Below are 18,157 nucleotides of genomic sequence, written 5' to 3' on the forward strand. Positions count from 1 at the left end.
ATTCTATACTTGATCATAATTTGCTAAGGAGGAAGTGTGGCGCTTGCTATCGACATTCAAACCTTTCTAACAGCCGAAAGTCATTCACTGACTTTACTATTCATCGGCGTAATTTTGCTTTCCTATTTGTTAGAGGATGTCGCTATTGTCACCGCCGCCACACTGGCTTTGCAAAATCTCATGCCCCCCGGCTTGGCGTTGTTGGCCATTTTTGTCGGCATTGTCAGTGGCGATCTCGGTTTGTATTACTTAGGCCAAGTGGCACAACGCGTTCGTCCGCTTCGTTATCAAGCGCTGACCAATAAACATTTTCGAACCGTCCGTCGCAAGCTGCACCATCATACTTTTTTAAATCTGTTTATTATTCGCTTTGTCCCCGGCCTAAGAACGGTGGGCTTTACTTTGAGCGGCTTTTTTTCTATTCCGTTGGCGCTATTTCTGTGCTCCGTACTGACGGCCACAGCACTGTGGACACTGATCGTTTTTTCAACGCTTTATTACCTAGGGAGTCAGGTTTGGCAACAGTCCTCTCATTATCAATGGATCATTATTCCTATCGCGATTGGGCTATTAATGCTCACCAATCGTCTTCTCAACAAATCATTTTCTAAAGGATTGTCATGAACGCCAAATTAGAAATGCCTTGCATTGCACATGGCAAAATCAACGCGGGTATGCCGCTTTTAGAGCAAGACACCAAACGCAGCATTTCTCCTTATGAATTTCTGCCCAGTTGGTTTTTCTACACTCCGGTGGTGATTCAAAGCCTGCTGCAAGGGCTGCGTTATGGCAACTGGGGCTTACCCTTAATTGCAAACCCCGGCATCAAGCTCAGCGGCATGGTTGGAGAGTCAAAACACGACATTCTTAATCTAGCCGGTGAATACGCTCAGCAGTGGATATCGCCCTTTATCACCCGAACGAAAAGCCATCAAACCGCTCAGCAGCAAACAGCACAGGCTCTGTCTGCAATGCAACAAGCATCGTTGGATTTCCCTCTTGTCGCTAAACCAGATTTAGGCTGCCGCGGCGTTGGCGTCAAACTGCTGCAAAATGAACAGCAACTGAGTGACTACATTCAATCATTTCCGATTAATGCCCGTTTTTTACTGCAACAAAAAGCGCCGTATCAGGCTGAAGCTGGCGTATTTTATGTGCGCTATCCCGGTGAGGCTCAAGGCAACATTATTTCCATCACACTTAAGTATGCCCCGTTTGTCACTGGGGATGGCATTCACACTTTAAAGCAGTTAATTGAACGCTGCCCACGCGCAGGGCAACTCCCTCATCTCTATTTTCCTCGCCACCTTGAGAAGCTCGATTGGGTTCTTGAAGCAGGGCAGGAGTTTCAACTCGCCTTTGCGGGCAGCCATAGTCGCGGATCGATTTTCCGCAATGGTAACCGCTATATCACACTCGCTCTCACCAACAAGTTAGATGAGATTTTTAACAATGTTGACGGGTTTCACTATGGGCGGCTCGATATCAAGTTTGCCAATATTCACCAATTGATGGCTGGAGAACAGTTCACGATTTTGGAAATCAATGGCGCAAGCAGTGAAGCCGCTCATATTTGGGATAGAGAAACACCGCTGCGTGAGATCTTCTCAACCTTACTCAGACAGTACCGAATCTTATTCGACATTGGCGCGCAACAGCGAAAGTTAGGCCATCAAACACCCAAAATGGCTGAACTGCTGAACGCTTGGCGCAAAGAAAAGGCCTTAACCGAACACTATCCAAGCACGGATTAACCTTATCCATAAGAACAATCATAGGGATAGAAATATGTTTGCAATCACCACAAGTTCACAACAAAGCGCATCGCAGCCTAATCATGCCCCCGTGATCCAAGGCGGCATTGAAACACTGGAACAAGCGCACCAGTTTCTCGAACAGTTAGAAGATAGGCACTACACCCACTTAGCCACGCCAATTGTCGCCAGTTCAGTGGGGCAACATTTTCGTCATTGGTTGGATCTGTTTCATGCGCTGGCTAACTCAACTAGCACTATTGATTACAACCAACGCCGTCGGGGCCACCTCGTTGAGACGTCCCGCGCTGCGGCCTTGGCCGAAATTGAGTATTTAATTCAATGGTTAACGCAGTGCTCGGCCTCACTCCAAAAATCCGTTACGGTACTTGTTGAAACCTCATTGCAGGAAACGCAAGTGTGCTCTCTCTCATCAACATGGGAGCGAGAGTTAAGCTTCGCCACTTTGCATGCACAGCACCATTTTGCGATGGCTAAAGTGGTCGCTCATTTGCTGCATGTAGAAACCGATGCCGCTTTCGGCTTAGCGCCAGCCACGGCCTCCTTCATTCGGGGGCAATAACATGTGCTCAGTTTCTTGGTTACTCGACAAACACGGCTATCATCTGTTTTTTAACCGTGATGAACAAAAAAACCGCCCATTAGCGTTGCCGCCTAAACAATACACGCAAGCTGGTGTTGAAGTGTTGATGCCGATTGATCCTGCCGGTGGAGGCAGTTGGATCAGCCTTAATGAATGCGGTTTGGCTTTGTGCTTGCTCAATAATTACCAAGGTAAAATCCCCCAAGGAGCCGATGCCGAACGCTTAGTGAGCCGCGGTCAATTGCTTAAGCATTTATCCAGTCAAATCAGTGTGGAGAAGGTTATCCAAGCGTTTGCACAGCTCAACCTTCAGCAATTTGCACCATTCACTTTGCTTGCTTTCGACCCTGATTTAACTGATGTACAAGGCAATGTAATGGCTCTGGCGTGGAATGGTGAACAGAGCCAAATCGCGGTGACGCAATCGCCTCTATTTTCATCCAGTGTCGATTTAGAACAGGTGCAACACTACCGCTCGCAGCTCTATCAAGCTTTAATCGCCGAGGAAGATAGTGTGCAACAGCGCCTAAAGTTTCACGCCCACCACCATGTCACCCATCCACATTGGGCACCCTGTATGCATCGTCAAGATGCGCACACCGTTAGCTTTACCTATTTACGCGTCACACAACAGCAGCAGTATATGACCTATATCTCAGGTTCACCTTGCTTACAGCTCAGTGAGACATCACTCCACCAGCAGCGCGATGAGATCGACAAAACCACGCCTTGGGTCGCCAATTTATGAGGAATCAACAATGAAACGTTTACTAGGACTATTACTGCTGTTTGTCAGCAGCGTGAGCCTCGCTGAGGATGAAATTTACACCAGCTTTCTGAGCAATAAAGCGCTGAGTGGCTATGACACCGTCGCCTACTTCACCAAAGGAGAGCCAGTAAAAGGCTCCTCCGATTTTTCGACCCTTTATAAAAATGCGCAGTGGTATTTTTCTTCAAAAGAGAACCTTGAACTGTTTCTGAATAACCCTAACCAATATGCGCCGCAGTATGGCGGCTACTGCGCTTGGGCCGTCTCTGAAAAGAACGATTTTGCTCCGGGAGATCCCAATCAATGGGCGATTGTCGACGGCAAGCTCTATCTCAATTACGACAAAAAGATCAAAACATTATGGGATGCCAACCAAGCGGTGCACATCCAACAGGCCGATAAAAATTGGCCCAATTTAATTAAGTAGTAGGAGCCACACCATGACGTTTAAAGCTAGCCAACATCTTCCCTCACTCTTGATTGCGTTTGTTTTTATTCAATCGCTTGTCTTTAAGTTTTCCGGCTCTTACGAAACCAACTATATTTTTGGCACCTTAGGTGCATGGTCTGGCCTCGGTTGGTTTGCTGTGTATGGCGGATATTTAATCGGAACGGCTGAACTGATAGCCTCTATTTTGCTGTTTAGCCGCTGGCATGGCCTTGGTGCACTGATGAGCGTCGGCATTATGAGTGGTGCGATTTTCTTTCATTTATTTACGCCTCTTGGCATTGTGATGCCAGAGTTTAACCAAGTAGGAGAAGTGGTCGGCAATGATAGCGGCCTGCTATTTGCGATGGCTTGTCTTGTTTGGTTGTGTGCGGCTTTTTTGGTGCGGCGTGATCTCAAAAACGGTGATGGTTTATTGCACCAGTGGCTGAATAAAGGAGTGTAATTATATGCTAGCCAGTCCTTTTCGTTTACCACGACACACCCCATTTGGCGTCGCAGAATCAATTGTTGAATGGGCCTCTGGGCTTGCAACACTGGATAAACTGTATCAGCAGCGTCCTGCCAAACCCTCTTGCTTTGAGTTTATGCGCTACACGCTAGCAGCACTCAACATCGAATATCGCCTTGCTTTAGGCAGCATCGATAATATTCCACAAACAGGGCCGGTGGTGATCGTCGCTAACCACCCGCTGGGCGCAATTGAAGGGGTGATATTAGCCGATTTAATTGGTTCAGTACGCACCGATATTAAAGTGCTGGCGAATCAGTTGCTAAAGCGCCTGCCTGAAATTAGTGAACTCTTTATCGGTGTCGATGTGTTCAATAGCAAAAGTGCTCGCAGCACCAATGCGCAAGCCATTCGAGATGCGAACCTTCATTTGGCTCAAGGTGGCTTATTGATTATCTTCCCCGCTGGTGAGGTATCTACTTACCCCAAAGGATCGCAAACACTGTCGGATATCGAATGGAGTCAATCCGTCGCCAAATTTGTTAAACGCGCCCAAGCCACCACCGTCCCGATCTTTATTAATGGTAAAAATAGCACTCTGTTTTATCAAGCGGGGCGAATTCATCCACTACTGCGAACGGCATTGCTCGGCCGCGAGCTACTGAATAAGCAGGCGCACAACATTGAGATTTCCATCGGCAATCCCATCCCCTATTCTGAAGTGAAAGCATTTGAACAGGAACGAGACATTGTTCATTATCTGCGTCTCAATACCTATTTAATGAGTACAACACCTTCCGCAACGCCATCCTCACCAGAATTAGTAACATCGCCCCTTCCTATTATTGATGCGCTTATTGTAGAGAAGCTTGAGCAAGATCTCGCCGCGCTGCCAAGCGAAAGCAAGCTCTTAGAGCAAGGTGATTGGATTGTCTATTGCGCCGCAAGCGAGCAGTTACCCCACATACTGCAAGAGATTGGTCGAATTCGTGAAGAGAGTTTTCGCGCCGTAGGTGAAGGAAGCGGCTTAGCTTGTGATCTTGATGAGTATGATCGCCATTACTACCAGCTCTTTGTTTGGCACAAGAAAGACCGTCAAATTGTTGGAGCTTATCGATTGGGGTTAGTGGATGAACTGATAGCGAAGCAAGGGTTAGCAGGGCTCTATTCCCGTAGCTTATTTCAGTATGATGAAGCCTTCATCAACACACTAGATACCAGTATTGAGCTAGGCCGCTCGGTGGTTTCCTCGAAATACCAGCGCAACCTCAACTCACTGTTAATGCTGTGGAAAGGTATTGCTGCGTTTGTCGCGCGTCATCCACAATACACGCACTTGTTTGGCCCAGTAAGCATTAGCAACGATTACAGCCACACCGCGCGACAATTAATGGCCGCCACACTCTCTATTCATCATTATGATCATGAAAAGGCAACCTTGGTTTCACCTTCCACTCCACTACGGAGCAATGGGAACACATTTTGGCAAACCAACTTGCTCTCCTCTTTGGCAAGCATTTCTCTGCTGTCGAAAGTGTTAGCAAAAATGGAAAATGGCAAGGGCCTTCCTGTATTACTGCGCCAATATTTAGGGATGAATGGCAAGCTCGTCTGTTTTAATGTCGACCCCGCGTTTAACAATGCATTAGATGGCTTAATTGTGGTGAACTTGAAACAAGTTCCGCTGCATACACTGGCAAAATACATGGGTAAGGAGCAGGCCAGCGCTTATTTGAATTCGACACCTTTCAGTTCAAAGCCCTCATAAACGCAAAAGCCAGCGAGTTGTTCGCTGGCTTTAATTCTAAATGAAGGGGCTTATTTTAGAAGGCGTGCTCTAAATTGGCGTCCTTTCATCTTACCGCTTTCCATTTTCTTCAGTGCTTTTTTCGCCACCGATTTATGGACTGCAACGTAGCTGCGCATCGGTAACATGTTAATTTTACCGACATATTGACCGTCAATACCGTCGTTACTGGTCAACGCCCCTAGAATATCTCCCGGGCGTACTTTCTGCTTTTTACCGCCATCAATCTGGATAGTGACCATATTAGCTTGATAAGGCGCGTTGTTTAGCGCACTGGCATCAGGCAATTTAGCAGGTTCGATGGGCATATCCATATATTCATCAATCATCGCCACTCGGTGCATTTCACTGTCACTGAAGAAGCTAAAGGCTAAACCTTTACTGCCCGCTCGGCCAGTACGCCCAATGCGGTGTACGTGCACTTCAGGATCACGTGATAACTCAAAGTTAAATACCGCATCTAAGTTATCGACATCAAGGCCACGTGCCGCCACATCGGTTGCAACTAAAATGGAGATACTTTTATTAGCAAACTGCACCAAAGCTTGGTCACGGTCACGCTGCTCTAAATCACCATGCAGTTCCACCACACTAAAGCCCTTGTGATGTAGATCTTCAGCAACACTTTGTACTTCTTTCTTTGTATTACAGAACACCACGGCAGATTCAGGCTGATGGTGTAAAAGCAGTAGTTCTAACGCGCGATCACGCGCCTCTGTACCCTCTACTTTATAAAAATATTGCTGAATGCTGGACGTATCATGGGTGGATTCAACTTTGACCATTTCAGGCTCACGCATAATCCGCTGCGCAATTTGTTTGATTTGATTTGGGAACGTAGCACTAAACAGCAATGTTTGACGGCTGGTTGGCGTTTCATTGATGATCGCATCCAGCGCTTCTTGGAAACCCATTTCGAGCATTCGATCCGCTTCATCAAGCACTAACGTATTGAGTTCAGAGAGATCGATACGACCTTTGTCTAAATGGTCAAGAATACGCCCCGGAGTACCAACCAAAATATGTGCACCGTGCTCTAACGAACCAATTTGTGGCCCCATTGGCATGCCGCCACACAAGGTGAGCACTTTAATATTATGAATGGCGCGGCCGAGTGTGCGAATATCCGTTGCGACTTGATCGGCTAACTCCCGCGTTGGGCATAGCACCAAAGCTTGAACGCGAAAACGCTTAACGTTGAGGTTAGATAATACGCCTAAACCAAACGCTGCTGTTTTTCCTGAGCCTGTTTTTCCTTGGCCAATCACATCCTTACCCGCCAAAATGGTTGGCAAGCTTAACGCCTGAATCGGCGTCATCTTGGTGTATCCCAAAGTATCGAGGTTAGAAAGAAGTTCTGGTTGTAGATTTACCGTTGAAAAAGAGAGATTACTCAAGAGACCGTCCTTTCGTTAGACGAAAATTAAACGTCTATTATCGTTATTTAACCTCGTGTGGCTAGTGAATCTTTATTTATCATTCATCAAGTTTGTAGCTCACTCTTAACCTTTGTTAATGAATCATGCACTTAAGCTTGATAGAGTAACGACATCCATTTTTAAAGGGGCACTACGATGATTACTTGGCACTGTCTTTCATTCTCACAATTAACCACTCATCAACTTTATGCGCTACTTAAACTGCGCGTCGATGTCTTTGTGGTCGAACAAACCTGTCCTTACCCTGAATTGGATAATAAGGATATTCAGCCGGGTGTTTTTCATTTAATTGGTGAACAGGATCAGCAGATTGTTGCCTGCGCGCGCTTACTCCCTGCGGGGATTAGCTATCCAAGTGTCAGCATTGGTCGCATTGCAACCCAAAAAGAAGCGAGAGGAAATGGCCTTGGACACCAATTAATGCAGCAAGCATTAGCCGAATGCCAGAAGCTGTGGCCCAATCAAGATATTGAAATTGGTGCACAGCACTATCTTGCTAGCTTCTATCAAAGTTATGGTTTTCAACAAACGTCGACGATGTATCTAGAAGATGATATCCCGCATATCGACATGCAGCTCAGCAAGTAAATAACCCTCTTGATCAAAGCGTGTTATTTACTACGGCCAAATCCGCCATCTGAGCGCCTGAAAAACATCACTGATTGATCGTTTTTCTCAAGTTGCAGGATATCGAGTTGCCCATCAGCCGCGAGTTTGAAACGAACTAATTGGCCTTGGGTAATTTGGCTGAGCGGTTTGTCACTGCCTTCAATTTTGACTAAGGCATTAAGATCAGACATCGGTAAATCATTTGCCCGAAAAACCTGCGACAAAGTGTCCCCGTTTTTAACCGTGTACTCTCGCCAGAACTCAGATTTACGGTCGGTTTGTTGAGGCATTTTTTGTTCACTCAACCCAACCGTATTAATGCTGATTTCCACACGCTCACTACTTTTCGGTAGAGCGGCCTGCTCTGTTCGCTCAGGAAAAGGAATAATAATGAGCAAACACACTACTGGAACGATCGCTAATAAAGCGCGCTGGTGAAGCTTAGGCAGCGCTAGCCAAACTGTGCGAACACGTAAAATAAGGCCACGCCAATCGAATGCATGCCACTTCTGTTGGATAAACGCTAAATAATCAGTTTGCGGTTTCTTCTTGTGACGACGATTCATCTTAACCCGTCTCCTTTTCTGTCGAGCTACAGTATAAAAACTCAAGAGGGATCAGTATAGAGCCAAGGTGGCGATAACGTAAACGTTGACACAATCTTGAACATTTTTCTTTGGGATCTGCGATTTGTCACAACCTGAAGGTTCAATATTGGATATTTCCCATTAGCATTTCATCCCATGCTTGAAACTGATATCCTTTGGCACTTGTTTATTTACATAAAAAGAGTGACTGTTTATGTCTGAAGTAAAATTTGACACTGTAGAGCAAAAAGCAAGCTACGGTATCGGTCTACAAATGGGCCAACAACTTGCGGGTAGTGGTCTAGAAGGACTTAACGTTGACGCCATCGCCGCAGGTATCGCAACCGCATTAGTAGGCGACATGCCATCAATTGAAATTGATGAAATCAATAATGCACTGCAAGAGTTGCACATGCGTGCAGAATCTCTACGCCAAGAAGCTGCCAAAGCAGCCGCCGCCGACGGTGAAGTATTCTTAACAGATAACGCACTACGCCCTGAAGTGACCGTGCTTGAATCTGGTCTACAGTACGAAATTCTTACAGAAGGTACGGGGGATATCCCGACATCTGACAAGCAAGTACGTGTTCATTACCACGGTGAATTGACTGATGGTACAGTATTTGATAGCTCTGTATCTCGCGGTCAACCAGCTGAATTCCCAGTAACAGGTGTAATCAAAGGTTGGGTAGAAGCACTACAACTGATGCCTGTGGGTTCAAAATGGAAACTCTATATTCCACAAGATCTTGCCTATGGTGAGCGTGGCGCTGGCGCTGCAATTCCTCCTTTTGCAGCTCTAGTATTTGAAGTAGAGCTACTCGATATTCTATAAATAGAATTGATAGTGAGAAGGTTGGCATTCGCTGACCTTTTTTTATTAGTATTTCTTACTTAGCATCTATCAAAAACGACACTACGCATACTTATCTGGTTAGCCCGTGTTCAAAGATAAAATCTACGCATACAAAAAAGCCGAGTATTACTACTCGGCTTTTTTAATTATACGAACTGATTACTCAGCAGCAGCTTCTACAGCTACTTCTGGGCGATCGACAAGCTCAATGTATGCCATTGGAGCTTTATCACCAGTACGGAAACCGCACTTTAGGATACGTGTGTAGCCGCCTTGGCGAGCTGCAAAACGTGGACCTAGTTCGTTAAATAGTTTTGCCACAACTTCGTTATCACGAGTGCGAGCAAATGCTAGACGACGGTTTGCAACACTGTCAGTCTTAGCTAGTGTAATCAAAGGCTCAACGACGCGACGTAGCTCTTTTGCTTTTGGCAAAGTAGTCTTGATAACTTCATGACGTACTAGAGAGCTAGCCATGTTGCTGAACATCGCTTTGCGATGACTGCTGTTGCGGTTGAGTTGACGACCACTCTTACGATGGCGCATGACCTAATCCTTCTAACTAGTATCGATTAATCTTCAGCGATAGACGCTGGCGGCCAGTTCTCTAGGCGCATGCCCAAAGATAGACCACGTGATGCAAGCACGTCTTTAATCTCTGTAAGAGATTTCTTACCAAGGTTTGGCGTTTTAAGTAGCTCAACCTCAGTGCGCTGTACTAGATCACCGATGTAGTGAATCGCTTCTGCTTTCAAACAGTTAGCAGAGCGAACTGTTAGTTCAAGATCGTCTACAGGACGCAGTAGGATTGGATCGAATTCTGGCTTCTCTTCCTTCTCCTCAGGTACACGTACATCACGAAGATCTACGAACGCATCCAATTGTTCAGCAAGAATAGTTGCTGCACGACGGATTGCTTCCTCAGGTTCTAGAGTACCGTTCGTTTCCATATCGATAACGAGCTTATCTAAATCAGTACGTTGTTCTACGCGAGCGGCTTCCACAGAGTAGGCAATTTTGTCTACTGGGCTGTAAGTAGCATCTACAAGTAGACGACCGATTGGACGCTCATCTTCTTCAGTATGGATACGAGCTGAAGCTGGAACATAACCACGACCACGTTCTACTTTGATACGCATAGCGATCTCAGCGTTGTCATCCGTTAGATGACAAATCACGTGCTCAGGGTTAGTGATCTCTACATCACCATCATGGGTGATGTCACCTGCAACAACAGGGCCCGAGCCTGATTTGTTCAGCGTAATGAACACTTCATCTTTGCCTTCGGCAACGCGAACAGCCAAACCTTTTAGGTTCAGAAGGATCTCAAGGATATCTTCTTGAATGCCTTCTTTGGTGCTGTACTCGTGTAGTACGCCTTCAATCTCCACTTCAGTTACAGCACAACCTGGCATTGAAGATAGAAGAATACGGCGAAGTGCATTACCCAGAGTATGGCCGAAACCACGCTCTAACGGCTCAAGAGTTACTTTTGCGTGTGTCGTGCTAATCTGTTCGATATCAACAAGACGTGGCTTAAGAAATTCTGTTACAGAACCCTGCATTGTGTCCTCTCTTTAGTTTAACCTTACTTAGAGTAAAGCTCGACGATCAATTGTTCGTTGATGTCAGCTGACAGGTCAGAACGCTCAGGCATACGCTTGAATGTACCTTCCATTTGGCCGCCATCTACTTCAATCCAAGTTGGTTTTTCGCGTTGTTCAGCAACTTCTAGAGCTGCTTTAATGCGAGATTGCTTTTTAGCTTTCTCACGGATTGCAACAACGTCGTTAACCGCAACATTGAAAGAAGGAACGTTTACAACTTTACCGTTAACTAGGATAGCTTTGTGGCTTACTAGCTGACGTGCTTCTGCGCGAGTAGCGCCAAAGCCCATGCGGTAAACTACGTTATCAAGACGACCTTCAAGAAGCTGAAGTAGGTTTTCACCAGTATTGCCTTTAAGACGTGCAGCTTCTTTGTAGTAGTTACGGAATTGTTTTTCTAGAACGCCATAAATACGACGAACTTTTTGCTTCTCACGAAGCTGAACACCGTACTCAGATAGACGACCGCGACGAGCGCCGTGTACACCTGGTGCGTTGTCAATTTTACACTTGGTATCAATCGCACGAATGCCTGACTTAAGGAACAAGTCAGTACCTTCGCGGCGGCTAAGCTTCAGCTTAGGACCCAAATATCTTGCCATGATCTTTCTCCAATCTTCCTAGAAACGTTATACGCGGCGTTTCTTAGGTGGACGACAACCGTTATGAGGGATTGGTGTCGCATCAACAATGTTAGTGATACGGAAACCAGCAGCGTTCAGTGCGCGAACAGTTGATTCACGACCTGGACCTGGACCCTTAACCATAACCTCTAGGTTCTTAAGGCCGTATTCTTTAGCCATTTCAGCACAACGCTCAGCAGCAACCTGTGCAGCGAACGGAGTAGACTTACGAGAACCGCGGAAACCAGAACCACCAGCAGTTGCCCAAGCTAGAGCATTACCTTGACGGTCTGTGATAGTTACGATTGTGTTATTGAAAGATGCATGGATGTGCGCTACGCCATCAGCAACTTGCTTGCGTACACGCTTACGTGCGCGAGTTGGTTGTTTTGCCATTGTACTCTATACCCTTCCGACTATTTCTTGATCGGTTTACGCGGACCCTTACGGGTACGAGCGTTGGTTTTAGTACGCTGTCCACGTAGTGGTAGACTGCGACGATGACGAAGACCACGGTAACAGCCAAGGTCCATAAGACGCTTGATGTTCATGGAAACTTCACGACGAAGATCACCCTCTACAGTGTATTTAGCTACACCATCACGCAGTAGATCGATCTGCTCTTCAGTTAGTTCACTGATCTTAACACTTTCAGCAATACCCAAATCAGCTAAGATAGCTTTCGAACGGGTCTTGCCGATGCCGTAGATTGCAGTTAATGCAATTACAGCATGCTTCTGATCAGGAATGTTAATGCCTGCTATACGGGCCACTATTCACTCCTAGTACTTATATAAGAAATTATCCGCAGCAAAGCCCGTCGAGGATACGCTGCGGCATACTACTTCTTTTGCACACAAAAGGTAGGCCGAGGAATATACTCGACCGACCTTTATATTTCAAGTAAAAATTTCTGCTAATTAGCCTTGGCGCTGCTTGTGCTTTGGCTCACTGCAAATCACGCGAACGACGCCGTTACGCTTGATTACTTTACAGTTACGACAGATTTTTTTAACGGAAGCACGAACTTTCATTGCTAAACTCCGTAAGTGAAATCTGAATTAACGGCCGTAGCCCTTCAGATTTGCTTTTTTCAACACAGAATCATACTGTTGGGACATCATATGAGTCTGTACCTGTGCCATAAAGTCCATAATCACAACCACTACGATAAGTAGTGATGTGCCGCCGAAGTAGAAACGTACGTTCCACGCGACCATCATGAACTCGGGAATCAGACAGATAAAGGTAATGTAGAGAGCACCCGCTAAGGTTAGTCTGGTCATTACTTTATCAATGTATCTCGCTGTCTGCTCACCTGGGCGGATGCCGGGTACGAACGCACCGGACTTCTTCAAGTTATCCGCTGTTTCACGAGGGTTAAACACCAACGCTGTGTAAAAGAAACAGAAGAAAATAATCGCTGCTGCATAAAGCATAACGTACAGAGGTTGACCAGGGCTAAGAGCCAAAGACACATCAGTTAACCAACCGAATGTGCTGCTCTCACCATTTTGACCAAACCACTGAGCTAATGTTCCTGGGAACAAAATAATACTCGATGCAAAAATTGCAGGTATTACACCCGCCATATTAATTTTCAATGGCAAGTGAGTACTTTGCGCTGCAAACACTTTACGACCTTGTTGACGCTTTGCATAGTTAACGACAATACGACGCTGACCACGCTCCATGAAAACAACGAAATAAATTACAGCAAAAGAAAGTACCGCAATTAACAACAGAAGAAGCACATGCAATTCACCTTGACGCGCTTGCTCAATCGTTTGTCCGATTGCCGAAGGCAATCCAGCAACAATACCTGCAAAAATCAAAATGGAAATACCATTTCCTATTCCACGCTCAGTAATTTGTTCACCTAACCACATTAAGAACATGGTGCCAGTTACTAAACTCACGGTAGCAATCAGGGTAAACATGGTTTGGTCGATAACAACCAGATTGTTGACCATGTTTGGTAAGCCTGTTGCGATACCAATAGCTTGGAATATTGCAAGTACAAGCGTGCCATAACGCGTATATTGGCTAATCTTACGACGCCCTGCCTCACCCTCTTTCTTGAGTTCGGCTAACGCTGGATGAACTACAGTTAGCAATTGGACAACAATTGACGCCGAAATATACGGCATGATGCCCAATGCTAAGATAGATGCACGCGAAAGAGCACCACCGGAGAACATGTTAAACATTTCAACGATGGTACCTTTTTGCTGTTCGAACAAATCGGCAAGTACAGCTGCGTCAATACCAGGAATCGGCACAAAAGAACCGGCTCGGAATACTAAAAGTGCACCAATTACGAATAATAAGCGCGACTTTAGCTCACTTAAGCCGCTCTGAGCACTACGAAAATCTTGTCCTGGTTTCTTAGCCATCTGTACCTCGTTCCTCGAGATTATTCCTCGATTTTACCGCCTGCAGCTTCGATTGCAGCTTTAGCGCCTTTAGTCACGCGAAGACCTTTCACAGTCACTGCTTTGCTAATCTCACCAGAAAGAACAACTTTAACATTTTCGATGTTCTTAGTGATTAGGTTAGCTGCTTTCAAGCTGTTTAGATCGACCACGTCACCCGTAACTTTCGCTAGCTCAGCTAGACGAATTTCAGCAGACACTAGGCTCTTACGAGAAGTGAAACCGAATTTAGGTAGACGTTGTTTTAGAGGCATTTGACCGCCTTCAAAACCTGGACGAACTGTACCGCCAGAACGTGACTTTTGACCTTTGTGACCGCGGCCACCTGTTTTACCAAGGCCAGAACCGATACCACGGCCTAGACGCTTAGGAGCGTGCTTAGAACCAGCAGCCGGTGATAGAGTATTCAAACGCATTCTGATTACTCCTCAACTTTAACCATGTAGTAAACCTTGTTGATCATACCGCGTACACACGGTGTATCTTCAAGTTCTACTGTATGGTTGATACGACGAAGGCCTAGACCACGCAAAGTAGCTTTGTGCTTTGGTAGACGACCAATTGAGCTTTTAGTTTGAGTTACTTTAATAGTTGCCATGGTGCTTACTCCGAAATCGCTTCAACAGTGAGACCACGTTTAGCTGCAACCATTTCTGGTGACTTCACATCTACTAGACCAGCAACTGTTGCACGAACAACGTTGATTGGGTTAGTAGAACCGTACGCTTTCGCAAGTACGTTATGTACACCGGCAACTTCTAGTACAGCACGCATCGCACCACCGGCAATAACACCTGTACCTTCTGCAGCTGGCTGCATGTAAACTTTAGAGCCCGAGTGACGACCTTTCACCGCGTGGTGAAGAGTGCCTTCGTTAAGAGCGATAGTAACCATGTTACGACGCGCTTTTTCCATTGCTTTTTGAATCGCTGCAGGTACTTCACGAGCTTTGCCGTATCCGAAACCTACGCGACCATTACCGTCACCAACTACAGTTAGTGCAGTAAAGCTCATGATTCGACCACCTTTAACCGTTTTAGAAACACGGTTAACTGCGATTAATTTTTCTTGCAAATCACTAGCTTGTTGTTGTTCTTTAGCCATCTTCCAACCCTACCTTAGAATTTCAGACCAGCTTCGCGAGCAGATTCTGCTAGCGCCGCTACTCGACCGTGGTATTGGAAACCAGAACGATCAAACGCAACAGCTGATACGCCTTTTTCAAGAGCGCGTTCTGCAATAGCTTTACCTACCGCTTTAGCTGCGTCTACGTTACCGGTGTTCTTAACTAGCTCACGGATCGCTTTTTCTACAGTAGAAGCTGCTGCGATAACCTCAGAGCCGTTTGATGCGATAACCTGAGCGTACACGTGACGAGGAGTACGGTGTACTACTAGGCGAGTTGCACCCAGTTCAGCAATCTTACGACGTGCGCGTGTAGCACGACGGATGCGAGATGCTTTCTTATCCATAGTGTTACCTTACTTCTTCTTAGCTTCTTTACTACGCACATTTTCATCTGCGTAACGGACGCCTTTACCTTTATAAGGTTCTGGCTCACGGTAAGAACGGATGTCAGCCGCAACTTGACCCACTACTTGCTTATCGCAACCAGTTAGGACAATTTCAGTTTGGCTAGGACATTCAGCATTGATACCCGCTGGTAGTTCATGCTCTACAGGGTGTGAGAAGCCTAAAGTAAGACTTACTGAGTTGCCTTTAATAGCAGCACGGTAACCAACACCTTTAAGAACAAGCTTCTTAGTAAAGCCTGCAGTAACACCAACAACCATGTTGTTTACTAGTGCACGAGCAGTACCTGCTTGTGCCCAAGCGTTAGCAACACCTTCACGAGGACCGAAAGTAAGGTTGTTTTCTTCCTGTGCAATAACTACGCCTTTATTCAGGACGCGAGTCAGCTCACCTTTACCACCTTTTACAGTGATTTCTTGGCCGTTTAGTTTCACCTCTACGCCAGCTGGAATAGCGACAGGTGCTTTAGCAACACGAGACATATCCTACTCCTTACGCTACGTAGCAAATGATTTCACCGCCAAGACCTGCTTTGCGAGCAGCACGGTCAGACATCAGACCCTTGGAAGTGGACACCACAGCAACACCCATACCGCCCATCACTGTTGGTAACGCGTCTTTTTTCTTATAAACGCGTAGACCAGGACGTGAAACACGTTGGATTTGCTCGATTACTGGTTTAGCTTGGAAGTACTTAAGAGTAACTTCTAGCTCAGGTTTTACTTCGCCTTCAACAGCGAAATCTGCGATATAACCTTCAGCTTTTAGCAGTGCAGCAATTGCAACTTTAAGCTTTGAAGAAGGCATTTTTACAGCAACTTTATTTGCTGCCTGACCGTTACGAATGCGGGTCAGCATATCCGAAATCGGATCTTGCATGCTCATAAGATTTACTCCAAATGATTAAGTGGCAATTACCAGCTAGCCTTACGAAGTCCAGGAATCTCGCCTTTCATGCAAGCTTCGCGAACTTTGATGCGGCTTAGACCGAACTTACGTAGGAAACCGTGTGGACGACCAGTTTGGTTGCAACGGTTGCGCTGACGTGAAGCACTTGAATCACGTGGAAGAGCTTGCAGTTTAAGAACTGCGTTCCAACGATCTTCTTCAGATGCGTTTACATCGCTGATGGTAGCTTTTAGCATTGCACGCTTTTCTGCGAACTTAGCTACTAGCTTTGCACGTTTTACTTCACGTGCTTTCATTGATTGTTTAGCCATAACAGTAACCCTTCACCTTACTTACGGAATGGGAAGTTAAAGGCAGCCAGCAGAGCACGGCCTTCCTCATCGGTACCAGCAGAAGTCGTGATAGTGATATCAAGACCGCGTACACGATCGACTTTATCGTAGTCGATTTCTGGGAAGATGATTTGCTCGCGAACGCCCATGCTGTAGTTACCGCGTCCGTCAAAAGACTTAGCGCTAACACCACGGAAGTCACGTACACGTGGAAGTGCAATAGAGATTAAACGCTCTAAAAAATCCCACATACGTTCGCCACGCAAGGTTACTTTACAACCAATTGGGTAGCCTTCACGAATTTTGAAACCTGCAACAGATTTACGAGCTTTAGTGATCAGTGGCTTTTGACCAGAGATCGTAGCCATATCAGCTGCTGCATTTTCTAATAGTTTCTTATCGTTGATAGCTTCACCAACGCCCATGTTTAGGGTGATTTTATCAATCCTAGGGACTTGCATGACGCTTGTGTAACCGAACTGTTTGGTCAGTTCAGTCACTACAGACGACTTGTAGTAATCATGCAGTTTCGCCATAGTAGAACTCCAAATTACTTCTAATTAGTTAGAAACGATTTCACCGTTAGATTTGAAGAAACGAACTTTTTTGCCGTCTTCAAAACGGAAACCGATACGGTCCGCTTTACCAGTTGCTGCGTTAAAGATTGCAACGTTAGAAGCATCAATAGCTGCTTCTTGTTCAACGATGCCACCTTGTTGACCTAGAGCCGGAACCGGCTTTTGGTGTTTCTTAACAAGGTTGATACCTTCAACGATAACTTTACCAGTTACGAGAACCTTAGTTACTTTACCTTTCTTGCCTTTATCTTTACCAGCAAGAACGATTACTTCGTCATTACGACGGATTTTAGCTGCCATGTGTGCCGCTCCTTACAGAACTTCAGGTGCTAGTGACACGATTTTCATAAATTTCGCATTGCGAAGTTCACGAGTCACTGGACCAAAGATACGTGTACCGATAGGTTGCTCTGTATTATTGTTCAACAATACGCAAGCATTACGGTCGAAGCGAATGACAGAACCGTCTGGACGACGTACGCCTTTACGGGTGCGAACTACCACCGCCTTCAGTACATCACCTTTTTTAACTTTACCGCGAGGAATTGCTTCCTTCACTGTAACTTTGATGATGTCACCGATATGTGCATAACGGCGGTGAGAGCCACCCAGAACCTTAATACACATTACCTTGCGCGCGCCTGAGTTATCAGCTGCATCAAGTGTACTTTGCATTTGGATCATTGTTAGTGCTCCGCTAAATATTAAAACTAGACCCTCTCGGGTCGGGCTGCCTCTTTAAAAGGGACGCGAATTGTACCACCCTTTCCTAAGATTGGGTAGACAAAAAATAAACGGCTCCAAAAAAACTTTGGA

Annotated in this window: 28 protein-coding genes; 9 read left to right on the forward strand and 19 right to left on the reverse strand. The window is 45.8% G+C overall.

Features of this window, described 5'->3' with window-relative positions:
- Window positions 1-36 precede the first annotated feature (36 nt).
- Genes AACT21_RS05390 through AACT21_RS05420 form a run of 7 tightly spaced genes read left to right on the forward strand, consistent with a single transcriptional unit; the run spans window position 37 to window position 5,794 of the window.
- Window positions 37-624, forward strand: a complete 588-nt coding sequence (locus AACT21_RS05390; RefSeq protein WP_081245125.1) for a DedA family protein — start codon at window positions 37-39, stop codon at window positions 622-624.
- Window positions 621-1,754 (forward strand): D-alanine--D-alanine ligase, encoded by a 1,134-nt coding sequence (locus tag AACT21_RS05395; protein ID WP_094164686.1) that lies wholly within the window; start codon window positions 621-623, stop codon window positions 1,752-1,754. The genes AACT21_RS05390 and AACT21_RS05395 overlap by 4 nt, the downstream gene beginning before the upstream one ends.
- Window positions 1,755-1,788: 34 nt before the next feature.
- Window positions 1,789-2,337, forward strand: coding sequence for a hypothetical protein (locus AACT21_RS05400; protein ID WP_013855937.1), 549 nt, complete (start codon window positions 1,789-1,791; stop codon window positions 2,335-2,337).
- Window position 2,338: 1 nt separating this feature from the next.
- Complete coding sequence (locus tag AACT21_RS05405) at window positions 2,339-3,106, forward strand: NRDE family protein (protein ID WP_094164687.1); 768 nt, start codon at window positions 2,339-2,341, stop codon at window positions 3,104-3,106.
- A gap of 10 nt (window positions 3,107-3,116) precedes the next feature.
- Window positions 3,117-3,554: a YHS domain-containing (seleno)protein gene (locus tag AACT21_RS05410; RefSeq protein WP_019282416.1), complete on the forward strand. Its 438-nt coding sequence runs from the start codon at window positions 3,117-3,119 to the stop codon at window positions 3,552-3,554.
- 13 nt (window positions 3,555-3,567) lie between these two features.
- Window positions 3,568-4,020: a hypothetical protein gene (locus AACT21_RS05415; RefSeq protein ID WP_013855934.1), complete on the forward strand. Its 453-nt coding sequence runs from the start codon at window positions 3,568-3,570 to the stop codon at window positions 4,018-4,020.
- A 4-nt stretch (window positions 4,021-4,024) separates the two neighbouring features.
- Window positions 4,025-5,794 carry a lysophospholipid acyltransferase family protein gene (locus AACT21_RS05420; protein WP_094164688.1) on the forward strand — a complete coding sequence of 590 codons (1,770 nt, stop codon included), beginning with the start codon at window positions 4,025-4,027 and terminating at the stop codon, window positions 5,792-5,794.
- A 50-nt stretch (window positions 5,795-5,844) separates the two neighbouring features.
- On the opposite strand, the gene dbpA is transcribed toward AACT21_RS05420, so the two are convergent.
- Entirely contained in the window at window positions 5,845-7,230 is a 1,386-nt protein-coding gene (dbpA, locus tag AACT21_RS05425; protein WP_017042859.1) for an ATP-dependent RNA helicase DbpA, read from the reverse strand.
- Window positions 7,231-7,407: 177 nt separating this feature from the next.
- Here dbpA and AACT21_RS05430 point away from each other — a divergent pair, with 177 nt between their 5' ends.
- The gene (locus tag AACT21_RS05430; protein ID WP_094150869.1) at window positions 7,408-7,860 is read left to right on the forward strand and encodes a GNAT family N-acetyltransferase; all 453 of its coding nucleotides are present in this window, start codon (window positions 7,408-7,410) and stop codon (window positions 7,858-7,860) included.
- A gap of 23 nt (window positions 7,861-7,883) precedes the next feature.
- Here the strand turns inward: AACT21_RS05430 and AACT21_RS05435 are convergent, their stop codons facing one another.
- Window positions 7,884-8,447, reverse strand: coding sequence for a LysM-like peptidoglycan-binding domain-containing protein (locus AACT21_RS05435; protein ID WP_047690519.1), 564 nt, complete (start codon window positions 8,445-8,447; stop codon window positions 7,884-7,886).
- A gap of 235 nt (window positions 8,448-8,682) precedes the next feature.
- Between AACT21_RS05435 and AACT21_RS05440 the strand changes: the two genes are divergently transcribed.
- Window positions 8,683-9,303: an FKBP-type peptidyl-prolyl cis-trans isomerase gene (locus tag AACT21_RS05440; RefSeq protein WP_010318783.1), complete on the forward strand. Its 621-nt coding sequence runs from the start codon at window positions 8,683-8,685 to the stop codon at window positions 9,301-9,303.
- 180 nt (window positions 9,304-9,483) lie between these two features.
- Here AACT21_RS05440 and rplQ read toward each other — a convergent pair whose 3' ends face one another.
- From rplQ to rplN, 17 genes are all read right to left on the reverse strand, one after another.
- Window positions 9,484-9,870, reverse strand: a complete 387-nt coding sequence (rplQ, locus tag AACT21_RS05445; protein WP_017042856.1) for a 50S ribosomal protein L17 — start codon at window positions 9,868-9,870, stop codon at window positions 9,484-9,486.
- A gap of 26 nt (window positions 9,871-9,896) precedes the next feature.
- The gene (locus AACT21_RS05450) at window positions 9,897-10,889 is read right to left on the reverse strand and encodes a DNA-directed RNA polymerase subunit alpha (RefSeq protein ID WP_010318781.1); all 993 of its coding nucleotides are present in this window, start codon (window positions 10,887-10,889) and stop codon (window positions 9,897-9,899) included.
- 23 nt (window positions 10,890-10,912) lie between these two features.
- The gene (gene rpsD / locus AACT21_RS05455; protein WP_013855928.1) at window positions 10,913-11,533 is read right to left on the reverse strand and encodes a 30S ribosomal protein S4; all 621 of its coding nucleotides are present in this window, start codon (window positions 11,531-11,533) and stop codon (window positions 10,913-10,915) included.
- 27 nt (window positions 11,534-11,560) lie between these two features.
- Entirely contained in the window at window positions 11,561-11,950 is a 390-nt protein-coding gene (gene rpsK / locus AACT21_RS05460; protein ID WP_001118870.1) for a 30S ribosomal protein S11, read from the reverse strand.
- Between the two features lie 20 nt (window positions 11,951-11,970).
- The gene (gene rpsM / locus AACT21_RS05465; protein ID WP_010318779.1) at window positions 11,971-12,327 is read right to left on the reverse strand and encodes a 30S ribosomal protein S13; all 357 of its coding nucleotides are present in this window, start codon (window positions 12,325-12,327) and stop codon (window positions 11,971-11,973) included.
- Between the two features lie 147 nt (window positions 12,328-12,474).
- Window positions 12,475-12,588 (reverse strand): 50S ribosomal protein L36, encoded by a 114-nt coding sequence (rpmJ, locus tag AACT21_RS05470; RefSeq protein WP_000868186.1) that lies wholly within the window; start codon window positions 12,586-12,588, stop codon window positions 12,475-12,477.
- Window positions 12,589-12,615: 27 nt separating this feature from the next.
- Window positions 12,616-13,950, reverse strand: a complete 1,335-nt coding sequence (gene secY, locus AACT21_RS05475; protein WP_017046739.1) for a preprotein translocase subunit SecY — start codon at window positions 13,948-13,950, stop codon at window positions 12,616-12,618.
- 20 nt (window positions 13,951-13,970) lie between these two features.
- The gene (rplO, locus tag AACT21_RS05480) at window positions 13,971-14,405 is read right to left on the reverse strand and encodes a 50S ribosomal protein L15 (protein ID WP_010318777.1); all 435 of its coding nucleotides are present in this window, start codon (window positions 14,403-14,405) and stop codon (window positions 13,971-13,973) included.
- Window positions 14,406-14,410: 5 nt separating this feature from the next.
- The gene (gene rpmD / locus AACT21_RS05485) at window positions 14,411-14,587 is read right to left on the reverse strand and encodes a 50S ribosomal protein L30 (protein ID WP_004398455.1); all 177 of its coding nucleotides are present in this window, start codon (window positions 14,585-14,587) and stop codon (window positions 14,411-14,413) included.
- A gap of 5 nt (window positions 14,588-14,592) precedes the next feature.
- Window positions 14,593-15,093 carry a 30S ribosomal protein S5 gene (rpsE, locus tag AACT21_RS05490; protein ID WP_010318775.1) on the reverse strand — a complete coding sequence of 167 codons (501 nt, stop codon included), beginning with the start codon at window positions 15,091-15,093 and terminating at the stop codon, window positions 14,593-14,595.
- Between the two features lie 14 nt (window positions 15,094-15,107).
- Window positions 15,108-15,461, reverse strand: a complete 354-nt coding sequence (gene rplR / locus AACT21_RS05495) for a 50S ribosomal protein L18 (RefSeq protein WP_013855926.1) — start codon at window positions 15,459-15,461, stop codon at window positions 15,108-15,110.
- Window positions 15,462-15,470: 9 nt separating this feature from the next.
- A complete protein-coding gene (rplF, locus tag AACT21_RS05500) occupies window positions 15,471-16,004 on the reverse strand; it encodes a 50S ribosomal protein L6 (protein ID WP_010318773.1) in 534 nt (177 codons plus the stop codon).
- A 10-nt stretch (window positions 16,005-16,014) separates the two neighbouring features.
- Complete coding sequence (gene rpsH, locus AACT21_RS05505; RefSeq protein ID WP_010318772.1) at window positions 16,015-16,407, reverse strand: 30S ribosomal protein S8; 393 nt, start codon at window positions 16,405-16,407, stop codon at window positions 16,015-16,017.
- A gap of 29 nt (window positions 16,408-16,436) precedes the next feature.
- Window positions 16,437-16,742 carry a 30S ribosomal protein S14 gene (gene rpsN, locus AACT21_RS05510; RefSeq protein WP_010318771.1) on the reverse strand — a complete coding sequence of 102 codons (306 nt, stop codon included), beginning with the start codon at window positions 16,740-16,742 and terminating at the stop codon, window positions 16,437-16,439.
- A 17-nt stretch (window positions 16,743-16,759) separates the two neighbouring features.
- Window positions 16,760-17,299 carry a 50S ribosomal protein L5 gene (rplE, locus tag AACT21_RS05515; protein WP_010318770.1) on the reverse strand — a complete coding sequence of 180 codons (540 nt, stop codon included), beginning with the start codon at window positions 17,297-17,299 and terminating at the stop codon, window positions 16,760-16,762.
- A gap of 24 nt (window positions 17,300-17,323) precedes the next feature.
- The gene (gene rplX, locus AACT21_RS05520; RefSeq protein ID WP_010318769.1) at window positions 17,324-17,641 is read right to left on the reverse strand and encodes a 50S ribosomal protein L24; all 318 of its coding nucleotides are present in this window, start codon (window positions 17,639-17,641) and stop codon (window positions 17,324-17,326) included.
- 12 nt (window positions 17,642-17,653) lie between these two features.
- Window positions 17,654-18,025: a 50S ribosomal protein L14 gene (rplN, locus tag AACT21_RS05525; protein ID WP_010318768.1), complete on the reverse strand. Its 372-nt coding sequence runs from the start codon at window positions 18,023-18,025 to the stop codon at window positions 17,654-17,656.
- Window positions 18,026-18,157: the final 132 nt, after the last annotated feature.

The organism is Vibrio sp. V08_P9A1T1 (assembly GCF_963874405.1).
Classification (GTDB): domain Bacteria; phylum Pseudomonadota; class Gammaproteobacteria; order Enterobacterales; family Vibrionaceae; genus Vibrio; species Vibrio anguillarum.